18 protein-coding genes and 2 pseudogenes are annotated in these 17,690 nt (G+C 69.2%); 9 read left to right on the plus strand and 11 right to left on the minus strand.

The window, feature by feature from the left end; translation table 11 throughout:
- Positions 1–97: 97 nt before the first annotated feature.
- Together IEZ13_RS43300 and IEZ13_RS43305 are read right to left on the minus strand one after the other, a co-directional pair.
- The gene (locus IEZ13_RS43300; protein ID WP_183227823.1) at positions 98–583 is read right to left on the minus strand and encodes an ABC transporter permease; all 486 of its coding nucleotides are present in this window, start codon (positions 581–583) and stop codon (positions 98–100) included.
- Between the two features lie 601 nt (positions 584–1,184).
- On the minus strand, positions 1,185–1,808 hold the full coding sequence (locus tag IEZ13_RS43305) for a hypothetical protein (protein WP_183227822.1): 624 nt from the start codon (positions 1,806–1,808) through the stop codon (positions 1,185–1,187).
- Between the two features lie 285 nt (positions 1,809–2,093).
- On the opposite strand from IEZ13_RS43305, the gene IEZ13_RS43310 reads away from it, so the two are divergent.
- The 4 genes and pseudogenes from IEZ13_RS43310 to IEZ13_RS43320 all read left to right on the plus strand — a co-directional run bounded on the left by IEZ13_RS43310 (position 2,094) and on the right by IEZ13_RS43320 (position 4,032).
- The gene (locus IEZ13_RS43310; RefSeq protein ID WP_183227821.1) at positions 2,094–2,297 is read left to right on the plus strand and encodes a hypothetical protein; all 204 of its coding nucleotides are present in this window, start codon (positions 2,094–2,096) and stop codon (positions 2,295–2,297) included.
- 706 nt (positions 2,298–3,003) lie between these two features.
- Positions 3,004–3,182: pseudogene (locus tag IEZ13_RS43315) on the plus strand (IS1380 family transposase); the annotation flags it as partial.
- A 3-nt stretch (positions 3,183–3,185) separates the two neighbouring features.
- Positions 3,186–3,308, plus strand: a complete 123-nt coding sequence (locus tag IEZ13_RS47290; RefSeq protein ID WP_221246386.1) for a transposase — start codon at positions 3,186–3,188, stop codon at positions 3,306–3,308.
- 406 nt (positions 3,309–3,714) lie between these two features.
- Positions 3,715–4,032: a hypothetical protein gene (locus IEZ13_RS43320; RefSeq protein ID WP_183227820.1), complete on the plus strand. Its 318-nt coding sequence runs from the start codon at positions 3,715–3,717 to the stop codon at positions 4,030–4,032.
- An 85-nt stretch (positions 4,033–4,117) separates the two neighbouring features.
- Here the strand turns inward: IEZ13_RS43320 and IEZ13_RS48085 are convergent, their stop codons facing one another.
- Positions 4,118–4,447 (minus strand): DUF2716 domain-containing protein, encoded by a 330-nt coding sequence (locus IEZ13_RS48085; RefSeq protein WP_203834161.1) that lies wholly within the window; start codon positions 4,445–4,447, stop codon positions 4,118–4,120.
- A 146-nt stretch (positions 4,448–4,593) separates the two neighbouring features.
- Here IEZ13_RS48085 and IEZ13_RS43330 point away from each other — a divergent pair, with 146 nt between their 5' ends.
- On the plus strand, positions 4,594–5,295 hold the full coding sequence (locus tag IEZ13_RS43330) for a hypothetical protein (RefSeq protein WP_183227819.1): 702 nt from the start codon (positions 4,594–4,596) through the stop codon (positions 5,293–5,295).
- A 79-nt stretch (positions 5,296–5,374) separates the two neighbouring features.
- On the opposite strand, the gene IEZ13_RS43335 is transcribed toward IEZ13_RS43330, so the two are convergent.
- Positions 5,375–6,766 (minus strand): WD40 repeat domain-containing protein, encoded by a 1,392-nt coding sequence (locus tag IEZ13_RS43335; RefSeq protein ID WP_183227818.1) that lies wholly within the window; start codon positions 6,764–6,766, stop codon positions 5,375–5,377.
- Positions 6,763–7,302, minus strand: a complete 540-nt coding sequence (locus IEZ13_RS43340; RefSeq protein WP_183227817.1) for a SigE family RNA polymerase sigma factor — start codon at positions 7,300–7,302, stop codon at positions 6,763–6,765. Before IEZ13_RS43340 ends, IEZ13_RS43335 begins: the two co-directional genes overlap by 4 nt.
- A gap of 181 nt (positions 7,303–7,483) precedes the next feature.
- On the opposite strand from IEZ13_RS43340, the gene IEZ13_RS43345 reads away from it, so the two are divergent.
- Entirely contained in the window at positions 7,484–8,440 is a 957-nt protein-coding gene (locus IEZ13_RS43345; protein ID WP_183227816.1) for a hypothetical protein, read from the plus strand.
- A gap of 43 nt (positions 8,441–8,483) precedes the next feature.
- On the opposite strand, the gene IEZ13_RS43350 is transcribed toward IEZ13_RS43345, so the two are convergent.
- Genes IEZ13_RS43350 through IEZ13_RS43370 form a run of 5 tightly spaced genes read right to left on the minus strand, consistent with a single transcriptional unit; the run spans position 8,484 to position 14,003 of the window.
- Entirely contained in the window at positions 8,484–10,082 is a 1,599-nt protein-coding gene (locus tag IEZ13_RS43350; RefSeq protein WP_229795745.1) for a beta-N-acetylhexosaminidase, read from the minus strand.
- Positions 10,083–10,087: 5 nt separating this feature from the next.
- Positions 10,088–10,894: a carbohydrate ABC transporter permease gene (locus tag IEZ13_RS43355; RefSeq protein ID WP_229795746.1), complete on the minus strand. Its 807-nt coding sequence runs from the start codon at positions 10,892–10,894 to the stop codon at positions 10,088–10,090.
- A complete protein-coding gene (locus tag IEZ13_RS43360) occupies positions 10,891–11,796 on the minus strand; it encodes a carbohydrate ABC transporter permease (RefSeq protein WP_229795747.1) in 906 nt (301 codons plus the stop codon). Before IEZ13_RS43360 ends, IEZ13_RS43355 begins: the two co-directional genes overlap by 4 nt.
- Complete coding sequence (locus IEZ13_RS43365; protein ID WP_183227815.1) at positions 11,793–13,076, minus strand: extracellular solute-binding protein; 1,284 nt, start codon at positions 13,074–13,076, stop codon at positions 11,793–11,795. Before IEZ13_RS43365 ends, IEZ13_RS43360 begins: the two co-directional genes overlap by 4 nt.
- 9 nt (positions 13,077–13,085) lie before the next feature.
- Positions 13,086–14,003: a MurR/RpiR family transcriptional regulator gene (locus IEZ13_RS43370; protein ID WP_183227814.1), complete on the minus strand. Its 918-nt coding sequence runs from the start codon at positions 14,001–14,003 to the stop codon at positions 13,086–13,088.
- 95 nt (positions 14,004–14,098) lie between these two features.
- On the opposite strand from IEZ13_RS43370, the gene IEZ13_RS43375 reads away from it, so the two are divergent.
- Together IEZ13_RS43375 and IEZ13_RS43380 are read left to right on the plus strand one after the other, a co-directional pair.
- Entirely contained in the window at positions 14,099–14,992 is an 894-nt protein-coding gene (locus IEZ13_RS43375; protein ID WP_183227813.1) for an N-acetylglucosamine kinase, read from the plus strand.
- A 13-nt stretch (positions 14,993–15,005) separates the two neighbouring features.
- The gene (locus IEZ13_RS43380) at positions 15,006–16,181 is read left to right on the plus strand and encodes a UDP-N-acetylglucosamine--N-acetylmuramyl-(pentapeptide) pyrophosphoryl-undecaprenol N-acetylglucosamine transferase (RefSeq protein ID WP_183227812.1); all 1,176 of its coding nucleotides are present in this window, start codon (positions 15,006–15,008) and stop codon (positions 16,179–16,181) included.
- Between the two features lie 9 nt (positions 16,182–16,190).
- Here the strand turns inward: IEZ13_RS43380 and IEZ13_RS43385 are convergent.
- Positions 16,191–17,009 (minus strand): annotated as a pseudogene (locus tag IEZ13_RS43385) (phosphotransferase); the annotation flags it as partial.
- A 164-nt stretch (positions 17,010–17,173) separates the two neighbouring features.
- Here IEZ13_RS43385 and IEZ13_RS43390 point away from each other — a divergent pair.
- Positions 17,174–17,686 (plus strand): GNAT family N-acetyltransferase, encoded by a 513-nt coding sequence (locus IEZ13_RS43390; RefSeq protein WP_189285782.1) that lies wholly within the window; start codon positions 17,174–17,176, stop codon positions 17,684–17,686.
- Positions 17,687–17,690: the final 4 nt, after the last annotated feature.

Raw genomic sequence — 17,690 nt, forward strand, 5'->3', positions numbered from 1 at the left:
ACCCCTGCCACCGGCCGGTAGCAGGAAAAACTGCTCCATCGAACCGGGGGAAACTCAGCGCCACAGTGACGCAAGGACGTGCCGGACGGAAGGGTGATCAACGAGTTGGACGGCGTCGTCCACTCGGCCCGCTCGCACCAGGCCAATATAGCCGCGCACTACCGACTCGACATCCGCCATTCTGGGGCGTTCCGACCAGACCTTCACAGGCGATGACACTAACGGCCGACGGCAATACCTGAGCACGACCTGGCAGCTGATTCCGCGCTGAGGCCGAGGCGGCACCGGCCAGCGGTGGCAGGGTGGCGACAAGGCCCCACACCGAGCCGATCATCATCAGCAGTCCGGTCTCGCCGATCGCTACGCCGAGCAACTGCCATCGGGTGCCGCCGGCCGATCTCAGCACCGTGAAACCGATGCGCCGCCCGTATCCCGCCATGGCCATGCTGTTGGCCACGGCACGACCACAACCACAACCACAACCACAACCACAACCACCGAGCATCATGGCCAGGCTGTCGGTCAGCTTGGCGTCGGTGTCGTAGTCCTGCGACGCGAACTGTTCGGCGGGCTGCAGCCGCAACAGCGAGCATCGATACGATACGGACGCGACCGTGTGCCAGCCGCGTCACCACCGCGCCGGACCGGGTAACGCTGCGTCACAGCCAACAGGGCACGGGCCTGTCAGACAAGTTCACGGATCTGCCGATGAGAGGTTATGCTGATGCAATTGTTTCAGCGGAGATTCATGGCAATTCTCCTGCTGACTCAGGCGGGCCGCTATTTCGATTCCTGCCAGCCCTGATGCGCTTCTGGATCAGGTGCACAGATCCGTCGCTGCGAGATTTCAAAGTCCAGCCTTCTGGCCAAATGCTCGGCGCACTGCCAACTTCGGGCGATCTGGCGTCACACAGAAGCGACGTGGGATCGGTGGGCTTTGCCCTATCTCGCAGTCGTTAGCGAAACGCTAAGTAGTGGACTTTCCCGTCTGCCTTCGCCCGGCATGCCCCGCTGAGGCTACCTGGACAGTCGCGTGGCAACGGCGCCGAAATGCCTTTCAAGCAGAATTACTCAACTGCCGCGGAGCGCGCATGCTCCGTCGTATCGTCGTCGTGCAGCGGGAGACGCCGCAGTACGGTCTGCACATCGACTGTGCCCGACTAGGCGTCGACCGGATTCACTGATCAGTCCAAATCGTCGAGCACCAGCTCGATAGCGCCCGGGTGTTTGTCGGGAAAGAAGCCCCAGTACGAGGTGGTCAGTGCCCCCGTCGGAAGCCCAAGAGCCTCGAGAATTTCGTAGTGTTGGTCCTCGGCCATGGTGAACGCGTAGGAGCCCTGGTCTCGCAGAGCGGCGGCGATGGCGTCCAGGTCAGGCGGGCCGACCGCGAACGGGGCGAACACTTCGGGATCGTCGCCTCTCGGCCCCTTCGGGAACTCGTGGTCGGCCGGGTAGACGACGCCGTCCAGCTCCGCAACCATCTCGCCGTTCTCCTCGTACCACTCCACCAGCATGTCCGTGTGGGAGAAGTAGGAGTGGATCTTCTCGCCGTCACGGATCACGTAGCAACTGACGAGGTCTGAGTCGAAGACGTACATGGCCAGCGTCATGCAGTTGAGGGCCACGCTCAGCTCCGCGCCGATCCGATCGACCGGAGCGGTGTCCGAGTTCTCGCCCGGTGGAGGCAGCACCGCCACCCGATTCTCGGTCAGCGGCACCACGAACCCGACGACGCCGAGGTCGCACAGCGCATCCAAGGTCGCGTCGAAATCCGCGGCGACCAGCAGAGTTTCGTAGGTCGTTCCCATCAACAGCGAACCTTAGACGACGGCTGGCGTACGTCCCACAGATGCGTCAGAGGCCCGGTCCGTCCGGGCGTCGCTACTGCAGGCGAAATGGCGGAGAGGCCGCGAGTCAGTGATGCACTGACACCAAGATCGATGATGTCGAAGGGCCGGTACCAACATCCTCTACTGCCGCTGCCCGCACGCCGGCTGGCCTCCACGTTGACGCCGACGTTCGGCGCTGCCGATGATCGCCCCACAGGGTGCGGCATGGTCGTACTCTCAGGAGCCCGATCGCAGGAGGCATGAATGGGATTATCAGGCCGGGACTGCCCTGACTGTGGTCGCAGTGTCCGCGAGCCGTTCGAGAAGACGGTCACTGGGCGCGAGGTGTGCCCGGACTGCGCGAACGCCCTGTTCATGGGCTCGGCCGCAGGCGTGATCACCGGAGACGTCGGGTCCGGCTACGGGGTCTGGGCGATGCTCATGCGCAAGATTCGGCGCTCCGGCTGAGCGGGACGGGATCCTCCCTTGACGGCACAGCCACAACGTGATCGCGAAATGAACTCTCCTGCCGCCGAGCGTGCGCGAACTGATGGGGCGATTCGCTCCGTGTGATCCGCGTCCCGCGCATGGGACAGCGACGACCGTGCTGTACTCGCCGGTCGGGAACCCAGCCGGTTCGATGGCGCAGGCGCTGCCTGCCGCGATACGGACATGGCGAGATGTCATCCCCATCGCCGTTTGCCCGCGTTGCGGTTATCGGGTTTGGGCCTGCTCCTCTGCCTGCTCAAGCCATCCGCGGTACCAGCGAGCGAAACTCGTCGGGCTTCTATCCGGTTCGTGCAGTGGTCGATATCCGCCGTCGTCGGCGCTGTCGTCCGCCCACATCTGACCACGTGCAGGCCCGCTGATCACGAGTGCCTCACGGTAGGCGCAACCGAGGTGACGCCATCGGCCGTCGACACGGCGGAGGGGAAACAGGCCGTATGCGGGTCCCGCGCCAACTCATGCTCGGTGACGGGAGGTTCAAGTCGCCAATGATGGTCGTTGGCTCCGAAGACAGAGTTCGCGTTGGGATGGGTGGACAGTGCGGTCAGGCGATCACGTACGTCCGACCAGTCCGAGATGATCACCACGACACCGTAGACCGCTGCTGTAGCAGCCCGGCTCTCGACCTGCCGTAACGCCCTCTCATGCTTGAGTTCAGTGAATCCGACAAGCCCTCACCAGGCTGCGGCAGCGCAGCGCGGGCACGACCCGGGCCGCATCGCCGTGGATCTGGCGGTGATAATCGCCGACGGCGGTGAGGCCATCGCTGACTTGGCGTACTGCGTAACCAGCAGGCCCTGTTCGGGCCGGTCGCCTCCGATACCACCGCGTGGCGGCTGCTGCCGGCTGTTGCGCGCCGCCGCCCGCATCACCCGCCGAACCCGCCTGGCCATCGCCGCCAGCTGGCCCTGGGCCGACGTTCTGACCAGCGCGTTCAGCAACCTCGCCGCACCGCCCCGGCCCACCGGCTGACCTCACGTCCCACACTCCGGCCAGCGTTCACAGAGGAACCCGGCCCCGCGCCGGGGCCTCCAGCATGCCCACAAACGGAATCGACCGCGCATACCGAATTAGTCGAATGATGATTATGGATGTGCGCGTAAGCGAAAAGACCGAGACTGACAGGAGGCGCGGTGGGCCGGCGGCCGCCCGGACGGCGGACATCGCGTGGAATGCGCTGAGAGTCCATGCATGGGCACATATGTCGATGGATAAATTGATACGCTCTCGGCCTCGCGCAACCGCCGCGAGATCCCGGGGGACGGGCGCGGCCATGGGTCGCGCCTGGTGCGCCGCCACTCACTCAGGGAGTCGGCACACCACCCGGCTGGCGCTCGCGACAGACGTCCGGGCGCCGGTCGACGAGCAAGGAGCAACGTTGCGAAAGACCATCAGCTCTACGCTGGCCGTTCTGGCCATCACCGCCGCCGCGCTGGTCGGCACCGGTTCGCCGGCCGCCGCGGCATCCTGCGAGGGAGTGTCGGTCCACTCAGGCAGCGGCGAAGGAGCCCTTGCCTTCTGCCTTTCCGGCGAGGGCGACATCCGCGTCGTGATCCACTGCCTGAGGGAAGCCGACTTCAAGAAGTACACCAAGTTCGGCGTGTGGCGACACGATCGGCCCCACAGCGAGACCTACAGCAGCGCGTATTGCAACGGGGCAGACGCGCTGCGCAGCCACACCTTCCAGGTCGCCTGAGCAGAAGCCCGGTACGGCCGGGTGGTGACACCCCGCCAGCCAGGTGACTGACAGCCAATGATGGCCGCCTCCGCCGAGGCGGCCATCATGTTCGCGGCTGCGGGAGGCGACCCGAGCCGCGAGGAACTTCGGGGCCATCTCGCAGTAGCTGTCGGTGACCAGTCCGTTCAGCGCGTCCCCCGCCGGCGGAGAAGCCGCCGGCACGTTCGAAGACAGAACTGAGGTCGAACGTCACCGAACCGGCTGGCTCCTTGATCGCTGGCCAGGTGGCGGAGTCCGTGCCCGGCCGGAAGTGGAAGCGGTCATCGAACGGAGTCCAGAATTGTTCGTAGTTTCGGATTTGCTGCCATGCAGCGTTGTCCCACCCTGGCCCGCTCACGCGACAGATCGTCGCATCCTGGCGCGCCTCGGTCACCCAGGTTCGGCCGGGCCCATACGGCAGTCACCATGAGCAAAGCACCCATTTGCCGCTGATCGGGCAGCGTTCAGCGCCCCTGGCTGGCCGCTACCGGTTTGCGCTTCCGAGCCCGGCTCGGGCGAGCGTTTTGTAGCCTGGGCCGCGTGGCTGTGATGCGTACGTTCGAAACCGCCGACTACCATCCGGACTACGGAGTTCTGATCCTCGCGGACACGAACCAGGCGTGGGACCCGGACGAGGACCCACAGATACCGCATCATCGCGATCGTGGAGACATGCCGACCGGGGCATTCGCCGGATCAGGCGCCGGCTGGATCGCCGCTCAGGCTTTCGATCTGTCCGACCACACCGTGCGTATTGAACTGCACGACGTGCTGCCCCCTGCCGAGCACGCCGACTTCGATGACGTCCTGGAGACACCGTTCCGATCAAGCTCGGGCGAATTGACCCTGACTGACCTGACCGGCGGTTACGGCGAGGCCGATCTTCACCTCACCGACACCGAGTGGTTCCGTACACGAATCGCACGCCGACCGGCTGACGGTGACGGATTTTACTGGCTGATCCAATTCTGGCCTGACCCCGTCAGAGAGCTGCCCGCCTGGCTTGCCCGTAGTTCCGAGACGGGAGACCGGCCCTCGGATGTGGCCGGGGATATCGCAGCACTGTTGAGATGGACTTCTCGGCTGCCGCTGGAGACCAGCGTCGACGATCTGACCAAGCGGCTTCTCGTCAGCGACACAGCTGTACGCGACGCGCTGGCAGCCGCTGAGAACGAGGGCTTACTGTATCTCGACGGTGACGACCCGCTGCGGCTATCGCTGAATCGTCGAAGCGACTCCTGAACAGGGCGAACCAGCGGAAACAAATCTGGCCGCCGAGAACGGGGCGATGCGGGTTGGGGGCGGTGGTCGAACGCCGAGCTCAGCGGATGCGGCGGACCAGTTCGAACTGCCACCGCGATGGACCGAACAGGATCTCCCAGCGTCGCCGGAACAGATATACGGATGCCAGGATGACCATCGGCAAGCCGGTCCAGAACCAGAATCGCGGGCCGAACCCTTTCGGTGGGTTGCCGTCCCGCATCCGCCCGGTGACGGCGATGTCGTCGGCGACGTCGATGGCCAGCACCCCGTCCTCGGACGACAGCACCGTCGTCGGCGCGGCGCCACCCGGGGTCAGGGCGAGCAGGTCGACGCGGTGCACCTCGCCGTAGTAGGTCCGCTCGTCCAGCGACAACGACTTGTCGAATCGGGTGGTTGATTCCGGACTCGGCTCGAATGCGGCGATGAGCGCGGACCCGTCCTCGCGCCAGGCGAGCAGCCGGATCCCCGTCCTCCCGGTGACGGCCGGGGTCGCCGGGCCACCCGTCGCGGCGCCGGTCACGGGATCGACGTATCGCAGCGTCCAGTCAGCTCCCTGCCGCTCGACGATCGTCAGCGACCGGCCGTCGGGCGTCCACGCGCCTTTGCCGCCGAGCGCCTGATCGTCCGATACGCTGAACGACGTGCCGGCCGTCGAGCCGTCCAGTGCGGCGACGGTGACTGTCCCCGCGATCTGGTAGGCGAACCGCCGCCCGTCCGGTGCGAACGCGACGCTGAAACCGTCCATCGTCGGGCCGGAGGCCAGTCTTCGCCACTGTCCGCTGTCGAGGTCAACGATGGACAGTATCGACTCGGGGACGCCGTCCTGGTCGGCACTGATCACGTCCCGCACGGCGATCCATCGCCCATCCCGCGACCAGCTGACCGGAAAGGACCCGCCGCTTCCTTCGATCGCGCTCGGCACGTCCCGGGTCTGTCCGGTACGAAGTTCGATGATCCTGACATACGGGTCGTCGATGTAGCCGCCCGAGTGGGCGACGCGCCGTCCGTCGGCCGCCAGGACGACCTCCTGCCCTGCCGGGGCCTCCGGGATGCTGGTGAGAAAGAGGCGGTACCGGTCGGTGTGCGCGTCGACGAGTGTGAGCGCATCACACTCGTCGACGAACGGGCACGTTCCGGCGGAGTAGCCGCCGCTGAACAGCACGGCCGCCTGCTCGAGCCGCGGTCGGTCCGTGACACGGAGCGTCCCGGGTGGCGGCACACCGATGCGGTCGGGCAGCGCGGCGGGCTGCTCCGCGGTCCGGTCCGGTCCCGGCGCCCGATCGATCGGGCTCCACAGCACCAGCAGCACGCCGATCACCGCGACGGCCGCCGTCGCGGCCAGCGTCCGCCGGCGGGTACGCCGCGCTGCTGCCCGGGCCCGGTCGTGGACGGCGTACGTGGGGACGTCCTGCGCCGCCGCCCGCATCACCTCCCGCAGTCGCGCTGTCATCCTGCCCTCCACCCTGTGCTGACATCCGATTCCGCCCGGTCCGTCGCCGCCTCGATGAGTTCCGGCGCGATCGTCCGCAGCCGGCTCAGGCCGTCGTGCCCGTGCCGTTTGACAGTGCCCACGCTGAGCCCCAATTCCCTGGCCACCTGTGCCTCGGTGAGATCCTCGTAGAACCGCAGGACGAGCACAGCCCGCTGACGCGGGGTCAGCCGGCGCAACGCCGCCGCAAGTGTCAGCCGCAACGCGCTCGCTTCGGACGAATCGGCCCCCGCCGGATCCAGCCCCTCCCAGCCCTGGACCTCGACCACCCGCCGGCGCCGCCACCACGAGATGTGCTGGTGGTACATGACCCGCCGGACATAGGCCGCCGGGTCTCCGTCGCGGATCCGCCGCCAGCGCGGAAAGGCCCTGGCCAGAGCGGACTGCAGGAGATCTTCGGCGAGGTGGTGATCCCCGGTGAGCAGGTAGGCGACCCGGGACAACGCCGGCGACCGGTACACCACGAACTCATGGAAGTCGTCGTCGACCTCGCCCATGCATCACCCCTCTCTCGCTATCCATAACGCCGGGCGCCCCCTGAATGGTTGAGACGCCCGTAGCCTTCATCGGGGCGGAGCCTGAGCCGACGTTCGGAGGCGTCGAGGCTTCCGTCCGGGGGTGCGTATGCTGCCCGCCGTGCCGCTGACATCGCCTGTACCACCACTTGACCTCGTACGGATGTTTCCCGGGGTCGAGGCGTTCGCGCGCACGGCGACGCGGCTGCACCCGCGGCCGGGGACGCCCAGCGTTTCGGACAGCCACGTCGGGGGGATGCTGCTGTGGCCGAGGGATGAGCCGTGGCCGGCCTGCCCTGGGCCGCACGTGGTGCGGACCGAGATCCCGGTACCGCCTCACCTCGCCGCCTTGCTGATGAGGCCGAGCGCCGAGGTGATGATGGGGCTGGCGGAGCGGGTTCCCGGGTTCCGCGGGACCATGACGACCGAGGCCGGCACCGTCATTCTCGGCACCGAGGTCGTGTCGGAGCCGACCGCGAGTCCGCTGGTGGCGGTGGCGCAACTCCGGGCCGCCGATGTTCCCGACCTTCGTTGTCCCTCCGGTGCTGATGTGCTGCAGGTGCTGTGGTGCCCCAACGATCACCCCGCCGACGCCCCGACGGGTCTGCCGATGCTGCTGAAATGGCGCACCGCATCGAGTGTGGTCGACCCGCTCGACGTGGCTCCCGCGCCTGTCGTCGCGAGGGACCAGGATCGTCTGCCGCGTCCGTGTGTGCTGCATCCCGAACAGGTCACCGAGTATCCCTGGTGGCAGGAGCTGCCGGACGAGCTCGGACGCCGGATCCGCGACTTCGACGACACCCGGGGCTTCGGTGAGGACAGCTACTTCTCGGTCTCGCAGGCGCCGGGATGGAAGGTCGGCGGCTGTCCGAGTTGGGAGGTCAGCGATCCACGCCCGATGGACTGCCCGCGCTGCCACCGGCCGATGGAACTACTGCTGACGATCGACTCCACCGAAAACCGTGGCGGCGATGCCTGGCTGCCCGTCGAGGAGTCCCATCTGCGGACCTCGCACACCGACCACACGCCCACCGGCGTCACCGTCGGCCGCTTTGCCCGGCTGCGCATCTTCGTCTGCCTGATATGCCCGGACACCCCCATGCGGCAGAGCCTTCAGTAGGTCACACTGGGGCGCCCAGGGCGGGGCGCGTCGGCGTACCGGATCATGGGTTTTGGAAGGCTGTCACCAGGCGGGCTATGTGGGCGGCCCGTTGTTCGCGGGTGGCTGGGCGGCCCGGGATGCCGGGGCGTTGTTGCCAGGGGTGCGGGCCGTCGGGGTGGCGGTATTCGACGCCGAAGGCGGCGAGCCGTGTCTCGTGGTGGGTGAGGCGGCGGTCGAAGTCCGCGTAGTCGCCGCCGGGTGGGCTCCACAGGGCCTCGGCCACCGCGCACAGGCGGGGGAAGAGCAGGTAGTCGACGGTTCGTGGGGAGTCGGCGTGTTCGGTCCACAGGTTGGCCTGGCCGCCGAGGATGTGGCGGGCCTCGTCGGCGTTCAGTGCGGGTGGGACCGGGTCGAAGGCGTAGACGTCGCGCACGGTCAGGGGGATGGAGACCGGGATCGGCTCGGTCGGGAGCTCCGACTGGCGGTAGTCGAGGTAGACCATGTCGTCGGGGCAGGAGACCACGTCGTGGCCGCGGCGGGCGGCGGTCACCGCGCCGGCGGTGCCGCGCCAGGAGGCGATCACGGCGCCGGGGACCGGGTCGCCTTCGAGGAGTTCGTCCCAGCCGAAGGGGCGGCGGCCGGCGGCGGTCAGGTGTGCGCCCAGCCGGCCCACGAACCAGGCCCGCAGGTCGGTGACGCCCAGTTCGGCCATCCGCTGCCGGCTGCGCGGGTCGGCCAGCCACTGGTCCTGCGGGCATTCGTCGCCGCCTACGCCGATGTGGTGGGACGGGAACAGGTCCATGATCTCGTCGAGGACGCCGGTGAAGAACGCGACGGTGGACTCCTCGGCGTTGAGGACGTTGCGGTTGACGCCCCAGCGGGTCCACACCTCCAGCGGCTCGCCGGTCACCCCCAGTGAGGGGTAGGCGGCCAGCGCGGCCTGCACGTGACCCGGCGTTTCGATCTCCGGGACCACGGTGACGAACCGGTCGGCCGCGTAGGCGACGATCTCCCGGATGTCGTCCTGGGTGTAGTAGCCGCCGTGCGGGCGACCGTCGGGCCGGCCGCCGGACGCGCCGGCCTGGCTCTCCCGCCGCCACGACCCGACCTCGGTAAGGCGGGGGTAGCGGCGGATCTCGACCCGCCAGCCCTGGTCGTCGGTGAGGTGCAGGTGCAGGGTGTTGAGGCGGTGCAGGGCCATCAGGTCGATGATCCGCAGCACCTCGTGCTTGGGCAGGAAGTGCCGGGCCACGTCGAGCATCAGGCCGCGCCAGGGGAAGCGCGGGTGGTCGTACACCTGAATCGCCGGAAGCGACCATCGGACGCCGGCCACCGGGGCACGACGGTGGATGGCCGGCGGCAGGAGCTGGAGCAACGCCTGGCAGCCGTGGAAGACGCCGACCGGCGCGCCGCCGGTGACCGTGACCGACGACGGGGTGACCCGCAGCCGGTATGCCTCGGCGCCGAGCGCGCCGTCGAGAGTGAGCCTGATGGTGGCTGAGGAAGCCTCGCGAAGCGGCAATCCGGTGGCCGGGCGCAGCGCCGCCTGCAACGAGGCGAGAACGCCGGCCAGGGAAGCCGGGGCGCCGAGGGTGGTGCGGTGGTCGAGGACGAGCTCGCCCTGACCGGGGACGACGGTGAGCGGACGGGGAAGGAGCAACGGACTCAGCCCTTCACGGCGCCGGCGGACATGCCGGCGACCAGGTTGCGCTGGATGAGCAGGAAGAACACGATCACCGGTACGGAGAAGAGCACCGACGCGGCCATCTGCGCGCCGAAGTCGGTGCCGGTGTGCGGGTTGGTGAACGAGGCCAGCCACACCGGCAGCGTGTAGCGGCTCTCGTCCTGCATGAACGTGTAGGCGATCAGGTAGTCGTTCCACGCGGCGATGAACGCGAAGATGCCGGTGGCGATCACGCCCGGCGCGACCAGCGGGAACAGGACGCTGACCAGGATCCGCCAGGTGCCCGCGCCGTCGATCTGGGCGGCCTCCTCCACCTCCGCCGGGATGGCGACGAAGAAGCCGCGCATCACCCAGATCGAGAACGGCAGCACGGTCGCCACGTAGGCGAGGATCAGGGCGAGGTACGTGCCGAGCAGGTCGAGGCTGTTGAACATGGTGAACAGCGGGATGAGCATGGCGGTGGCCGGCAGCATCTGCACCGCCAGGATCACGACCATGATCGCCCGGCGGCCACGGAACCGGAACCGGGACAGCGCGGCGGCCGCGAAGATGCCGAGCACGATGGACGCCAGCACGGTCGCCGCGACCACGACGACGCTGTTACGCAGATCGGTCAGGAACTGCGGTTGGGTGACGGCGGCGGTGAAGTTGTTCAGGGTCGGCTCGTGCGGCCAGAAGTGCGGGGTCGGCGTCATCACCTCGGGGCGCGGTTTGAGGGCGGTGTTGACCATCCAGTAGACCGGGAAGAGCCACACCAGGCAGAAGACGGCGGCGACGGCGTTCTTCACAGGTCCTCGCCCGCTCTCAGGAGGTTGCGGATGTAGACGGCGGTCAGGGCGAGCAGCAACACGGTGGTCACCACTGAGATCGCGGCGCCGTGTCCGATCTGGAAACCGACGAAAGCCGTCTTGTACGTGTAGACGCCCAGCGTCGACGTGGCGTCACCGGGGCCGCCCCGCGAGATCAGCCAGATCTGGTTGAACACGTTGTAGTCCCAGATCACCGACAGGATGGTCACCAGCAGCAGGGTCGGGCGCAGGAAGTTCAGCACCACGATCCGGTAGACGGCGAACTCGCTCGCGCCGTCGAGGCGGGCCGCCTCCTTGTACTCGTGCGGGACCTGGGTCTCGGCGGCGTACAGGGTGAGCGCGATGAACGGCACCGCCTGCCAGACGATCAACAACCAGATCGAGACGTACGCCAGTGCCGGGTCCTGTGCCCAGTTGAGGCTGGTGGTGTCGCCGAAGATCCGGAGCTGGGCGAGCATCCAGTTGGCTACGCCGTACCCGGGCTGGAAGAGCCAGTTCCAGACCAGCGACGACGCCACGTTGGGCATCGCCCAGGCGACGATCAGGACGACGGTCACCGTGTGCCGCCAGGCTCGCCCCAGGCGGGTGAGCAGGTGGGAGACACCCATGCCGATCAGTACGCTGCCGGCCACCATCGCCGCGGTGAACAGCACGGTCCGTACGAGTGAGGCCCAGAACGCGGGGCTTGCCAGCAGTTTGGCGTACTGGTCGGCGCCGACGAAGGTGTAGACGCCGGTGAACAGGGTGCGCTGGTTGTAGCTGGTGAACGAGGTGAAGACCAGGAAGCCGATCGGTGCGAGCGTCACCACGGCCAGGACCAGGCCCGCCGGGCTGAGCAGCCACAGCGGAGCCAGGTCCCTACGGTCGAGCCGTGCGGTCACTGACCGGTGGCCAGGGTGGATTCGAGGTGGGCGTCGAACTCCTTCGCGGCGGCCTCGGGGGTCTCGGCGCCGGAGGCGACGGCGGAGAACACCTGGTTGATGCTCTTGTCGCCCTCGATGGTGGGCCACTGGGCGGCGGCGGGGGTGGCCTTCGAGGACAGGGCGCCGCCGAAGAAGCCCTGCTGCTGCTCGGTGAGGCCCTTGGCCTGGGCGGCCTGGATGCCCTCGGTGCTGTTCGGGATCCAGCCGTCATTGCCGAAGACGAACTCGTCCTGCACGGCCGGGCTCGCGGCGATCTTCACCCATTGCAGGGCCAGGTCGTGGGCGTCGCTCTTGGCGGCGATGCCCCAGTCGGAGCCGCCGAGCATCACCGGCTGCGTCTTTCCGGAGGTGCCGGGGAACGGGAAGGTGCCGATGTCCTCGTTCTTGATGGCCGGGTTGGCCTTCTGGATCAGGCCGATCGAGCCGCTGGTGGCGAGGATGGCGGAGGTCTTGCCGTCGGCGAACAGTTGCGTCTGGTCGGGCGTGATGGTGTCCAGGGTCCGGGACGCGGGAGTGGAGTAGGTGTTCTGGAAGGTCGTGAACTCGGTCAGGCCCTTCTGCCCGGCCGGGGTGGAGAAGCCGCCCTTCCAGGCGCCGCCCTCGTGGGTGGCGATCTCGCCGCCCGCGTCCCAGAGGAACTGCAGGCCGGCGAACCAGTACTGGCCGGGCAGGTAGAACGGGGCGAAGTCGGCGGCCGGGTTCCCGGCTTCGATTTTGTCGAGGGCGGCGGTGAGCTCGGCGTACGTCTTCGGCGTGGCCGTGATCCCGGCGGCGGTCCACGTCTTCTTGTTGTAGATGACCGCCCGCGCTCCGGCGAAGCCCGGCGCCGCGTAGAGCGCGCCGTCCACCGTGGCCGGGTCCTCCAAGCCGGCCAGCCAGGTCCGCCCTTGTTTCAGATCATTCCGGTACGGGGTGAGGTCGAGCAGCCCACCGCTGGCCGCGAAGCCGGGCACCTGGGTGTTGCCGAGGTCGAGGATGTCCGGGGTGCCGGTGGTCGACAACGCCGTACTGATCTTGGTGGTGATGCCTTCCCACTGCTGGATCTGGAGGTCCACCGACGCCCCCGTGGCCTCGGTGAACCTCTTGTTGATCGCCTGGAGGGTGGTGTCGGTGTAGTCACCGTCCATCACCCACACGGTGATCGTCTTGCCCTCGCCTCCGCTGTTTCCGCCGTTACCGGAACAGGCGGCCAGGCTCAGCACGGTGGCGACGGCGACGGCGATCCTTTTATGTGACATGCGCGCTCCTCATGAGGGGTTCTGCCGGCGCGGCCGCCGTCGCGTGGGCGACTTCTCGGGGAGGCGGTGGGCCTCGACCGCGCGGACGGTGAGTTCGAGGGCTTCGGCGGTGCGCTCGTAGGTGCGCTGGGCGACCGCCACGTAGATCAGGTCGAGGATCAGGAGCTGGGAGTGCACCGAGGAGAGGGCCGCCAGGCGGAAGGTGGTCTCCTGCACGACCGTGGAGAAGACGACGTCGGCCACCTCGGCCAGCGGTGAACGGCTGAAGCTGGTGACCGCCACGGTGAGCGCGCCGTGGTCGGCGGCTTCGGCGAGGGTCTCGATGACCTCCCGGGTGCGGCCGGAGTGCGACAGCCCGATCGCCACGTCACCCGGCCCGAGCAGGGCGGCGTTGGTCAGCGCGGTGTGCGAGTCGGTGCGGTGCCACACCGGGACGCGGATGCGCTCCAGCCGGAACGCCATCTCCCGGGCCGACGTGCCGCTGCTGCCCAGGCCGAAGATCTCCACCCGGCCGGCGGCGGCGATGGCGCCGGCGACCCGTTCGACGGCGGCCACGTCGATGCCGGCCGCGGTGTCCTGGATGGCCCGGGTGTCGGCCGCGGTGACGACCCCGAGCACGTCGGTGAGCGCGTCGCCGGGGGCGATGTCGCCGCTGATGTCGGTGTCCCACCGGGCCTGCTCGGCCCGGCCGGTCTCGGTGGCGACGGCCACGCGCAGGTTGGCGTAGCCCCGGAACCCGAGCGTCCGGCTGAACCGGGTCACCGTCGCCGTCGAGGTCCCGGAACGCTCGGCCAGGTCGACGATGCTCAGGTGGGCGGTCGTCTCCGGGTCGGCCAGGATCGTCTCGGCGATCCGGGCGAGCGCCTCGGGCATGCCGGGTCCCTCGATGCGCAGTCGTCCGAGCAGTCCGCCGCTCTCACCCGTCACGTCGATCGTCCTTTTCATCGATTGCTGTTGCCGATGAAAATTACGACCACCACGAGGGCTAGTCAATAACTGTTGCCTATGTTTCGATTTCCGCCATGGAGCTGGTGGCAGGGGTCGACGCGGGCGGCACGTCGTCGCGCGCCGTGGTCGCGACCGTCCACGGCGAGATCGTCGGCCGTGGACGGGCCGGGCCCGGCAATCCGCTGGCCCACGGGCCGGAACGGGCCGCCGCCGAGGTCGCCGCTGCCGTCCGGCAAGCGCTCGGCGGGCACTCCCCCGCACTCGTCCGGGCCGCCACGCTCGGCATCGCGGGACCCGCGGCGGCCTGCGCGTTCGGGGCGGCGCTCGGCGTCGGCGGGCCGGTCACCGTGGTCGGCGACGCGGTCACCGCATTCGCCTCCGGCACACCCGCGCCGGCCGGGGCGGTGCTCATCGCGGGGACCGGCGCGATCGCTGCCGCGATCAAGGACGATCAGGTGGTACGGACGAGCGACGGGCTCGGCTGGCTGCTCGGTGACGAGGGATCCGGGCGGTGGCTGGGGCTGCGGGCGGTCCGTGTCGCGGTGCGGAACTGGGACACGCCGTTCGCCGCGCTGATCGCCGCGCAGGCCGGGGTGGGCAGCGCCGACGACCTGGTCTACTGGGCGCAGGCGCTGCCGTTCCCCGCGATCGACGGGCTCGCGCCGGTGGTGTGCGCGGCCGCGCGGGACGCCGACCCGCATGCCACGGCCATCGTCAGCGAGGCCGTCGCCTGTCTGGTGCGCACCCTCGACGACCTGGCCGAACCGGGGCCCGTCGTGCTCGCGGGCGGGCTGCTGGCGGCGGGCACACCCGTACGCGATGGGGTCCTGAAGGTTTTGTCGGAACGTGGGCGAGAGCCGCGGACGAGCCTGGACCCGGCAGCCGGCGCGGCGTGGCTGGCCGCCCGGCCGATCAGCCCCCTGAATCCGGCCGACCTGCACCGTGCCATGCTCGGCGGTGTCGCATAGGGTAGGCGGCCTGATGTCTCTCTACAGCACCCAGCGCCTGCAACGGTTCCGCATGATCGTCACCGGTGGTGGCACCGGCGGGCACACCTACCCTGCCCTCACCACGGTCAACACGCTCCAGGCCCGCCTCGCCGAGACCGGCACCGCACCCGAGCTGCTCTGGGTCGGGGTCGCCGACGGCCTCGAAGCCAGGATCGCGGAGCGTAACCAGATCCCCTTCAAAGCCGTCACCACCGGCAAACTGCGGCGCTCACCGAACCCGCGTGAGCTGGCCCGCAACGTCGTCGACGCGTTCCGGATCCCGCTCGGCATCCTCCAGGCCGTGTTCACGGTCGCCCGCACCCGGCCGGCCGTCGTGTTCAGCACCGGCGGGTACGTGTCGGTGCCGATCGGGCTCGCGGCGTGGTGCCTGCGGGTGCCCTATCTGATGCACGAGCAGACCCTCGCGGTCGGGCTGGCCAACCGGATCCTGGCCCGGTTCGCCAGCCGGATCCTGCTCAGCCACGAGGCGTCCCTCGAACACCTGCCGGAGTCGGCCCGGCGCCGGGCCGTGGTCACCGGCAACCCGGTGCGCTCGGCCATGCTCCAGGGTGATCCGGCGAAGGGCCTCGCGGCGTACGGGCTGGACCCGGCCCTCCCGGTCGTGCTCGTCACCGGCGGCGCGACCGGCGCCCAGCAGGTCAACCGGATGCTCATCGGCGCGCTGGCCGACCTGCTGCCGCACTGCCAGATCGTGCACCAGTGCGGCAGTCACGGGTACGCGGAGATGCAGGAGGCCGCCGGTCAGCTGCCGCCGCATCTGGTGCAGCGCTACCGGCTCGTCGAGTTCATCCACGAGGAGCTGCCCGACGTGATCGCGGCCGCGACCGTGGTGGTGGCCCGCAGCGGCGCCGGGACGGTGGCCGAGCTGACCGCTCTCGGCAAGGTCTGCGTGCTCATCCCGTACCCGCACTCGGCCGGGGACGAGCAGCGCATCACCGCCCGGCATCTGGCCGCACAGGGCGCGGCCGTGATGCTCGACGGTGACACGGCCGTGCCGCAGCGGCTGCACGCCGAGGTCGTCGGGCTGCTCGCCGACCCGCACCGGCGGGCCGCCATGGCGCAGGCCGCGGCGGCACACGGAAAGCCGGGCGCCGCCCAGCACGTGGTCACCGAGATCCTCACCGTGGCCGCAGACCGGGGCCGTTGACCCGCGGCCTCACGCTGCGGTGATCGCGGCGTCCAGGTCGGCGCGGTGGGTGGTCCACCAGCGCAGCAGGCGGGACGAGCGGTGGAACAGGTGGTCGAAGGTGTGGTCGCCGTGGTCGTGGTGGCGGCGCAGGAAGAACGTGTCGGTGGCGTAGTCCCACCAGCGGCGGTGGGCGGCGGCGTGCAGGGCGGCGTCGGAGATCGTCGCGCGGGAGCGGTAACCGGTGAGGAAGGCGGTCACCCGGGGCAGGTCGAGGCCGTCTCCGGTGTCGAAGAGGATCGCGGCGGTGCGGATCAGCTCGAAACCGTAGGGGCGGACGGCGAGGCGGTCCCAGTCGAGGATGCCGGTGAGCCGGTCGCCGGTGAACAGCAGGTTCAGGTCGGTCAGGTCGCCGTGGGTCCAGCCGGACGGGCCGGGCGTCGCGGCCGGTGGGCGGTCGGCCGCGATCTCCGGGAGCAGGCGCAGCCGGTGGGCTATCTCGGTCGCTCCGAACCCGTCCGCGGGGAGGCGCGACAGCACGGCGAATGCGGTGGGGACGTCCGCGGGGGCCGGCAATGAGGACGGTTCCTCCGGCAGGATCTCGCGCAGACGGGCGTGCATGTCGGCGAGCACGGCGCCGAGGTCGTGGCAGGTGGGTGGGGGCAGGTCCGTACCGGTGCGGTGGGTGCCGGGGAGCAACGGTGCTTTCGCGTACCAATGATGATCGAACTCGGTCAGGTCGATGGGTGACGGGACCGGAAGGCCGTGGGCCGCCAGGATCGGGAGGATTCGCCGCTGGCGGCGGACCGCCGCCGGGGTGACGTCGCGCAGGCGCTTGACCACGAACGTGCCGGACGGGGTCCCAGCGCCAGTTCGGGTTCATCAGGCCGTGCGTGAGCGGCGTGCAGGAGCTGATCGGCCCGAGGCCGAAGCGGTCGGCGAGCGCTGAGTGGTCGATCGATTGAGGGTACGGGTTAACGCGGCCTAATGTTGCGGGCGTGCCTGGATCATCGTTGACCGCCGTCGTCCGTCCCGCCGTCGAGGCCGATGTGGCCCGCATCGCCGCGATATGCTCCAGCGGGTATCGGGACGCCTACCGTGAGCTGCTGCCCGAGGGTTACATCGAGCGCAGCGTCGTCGAGTTCTACAGCGCGGAGCGGGTGGCGAAGGAGATCGCGCCCGCCCTGCCGGGGTGGTTCGGTTATCAGGTCGTCGAGGAGGACGGCCTGGTGCTGGGGGCGGCCGGCGGCGGGATGACCGGGCCGGCGGCCGGCGAGCTGTCCCGGGTCTATCTGGACGCCGCCGTGCGGGAGGGTGAGCTGGGCACGCTGCTGCTGGACCGGATCATCGAGCAGATCCGGGCGGCGGGCGGCACCGAGCTGTGGGTGTCGGTGTTCCTCGGGGACCGGGCCGGGATCGGGTTCTACCGGGCTCGCGGCTTCCAGCCGGTGGAGACCGTGCGGGCCGCCCTGTCCCGGGTCGACGACCACATCTCCAGCCTGCGGATGTGCCGCAGGCTGGAGTGAGCTT

The sequence above is a fragment of the Actinoplanes campanulatus genome (assembly GCF_014647795.1).
Taxonomy (GTDB): Bacteria; Actinomycetota; Actinomycetes; order Mycobacteriales; family Micromonosporaceae; genus Actinoplanes; species Actinoplanes campanulatus.

What these genes read in the sequence shown, in the direction of transcription:
- IEZ13_RS43375 (WP_183227813.1), top strand. Translation starts at nt 14,099, where the DNA reads ATGGAGCTGGTGGCAGGGGTCGACGCGGGCGGCACGTCGTCGCGCGCC.
- IEZ13_RS43305 (WP_183227822.1), bottom strand. Translation starts at nt 1,808, where the DNA reads ATGGGAACGACCTACGAAACTCTGCTGGTCGCCGCGGATTTCGACGCG.
- IEZ13_RS43345 (WP_183227816.1), top strand. Translation starts at nt 7,484, where the DNA reads ATGTTTCCCGGGGTCGAGGCGTTCGCGCGCACGGCGACGCGGCTGCAC.
- IEZ13_RS43380 (WP_183227812.1), top strand. Translation starts at nt 15,006, where the DNA reads ATGTCTCTCTACAGCACCCAGCGCCTGCAACGGTTCCGCATGATCGTC.
- IEZ13_RS43335 (WP_183227818.1), bottom strand. Translation starts at nt 6,766, where the DNA reads ATGACAGCGCGACTGCGGGAGGTGATGCGGGCGGCGGCGCAGGACGTC.
- IEZ13_RS43340 (WP_183227817.1), bottom strand. Translation starts at nt 7,302, where the DNA reads ATGGGCGAGGTCGACGACGACTTCCATGAGTTCGTGGTGTACCGGTCG.
- IEZ13_RS43365 (WP_183227815.1), bottom strand. Translation starts at nt 13,076, where the DNA reads ATGTCACATAAAAGGATCGCCGTCGCCGTCGCCACCGTGCTGAGCCTG.
- IEZ13_RS43310 (WP_183227821.1), top strand. Translation starts at nt 2,094, where the DNA reads ATGGGATTATCAGGCCGGGACTGCCCTGACTGTGGTCGCAGTGTCCGC.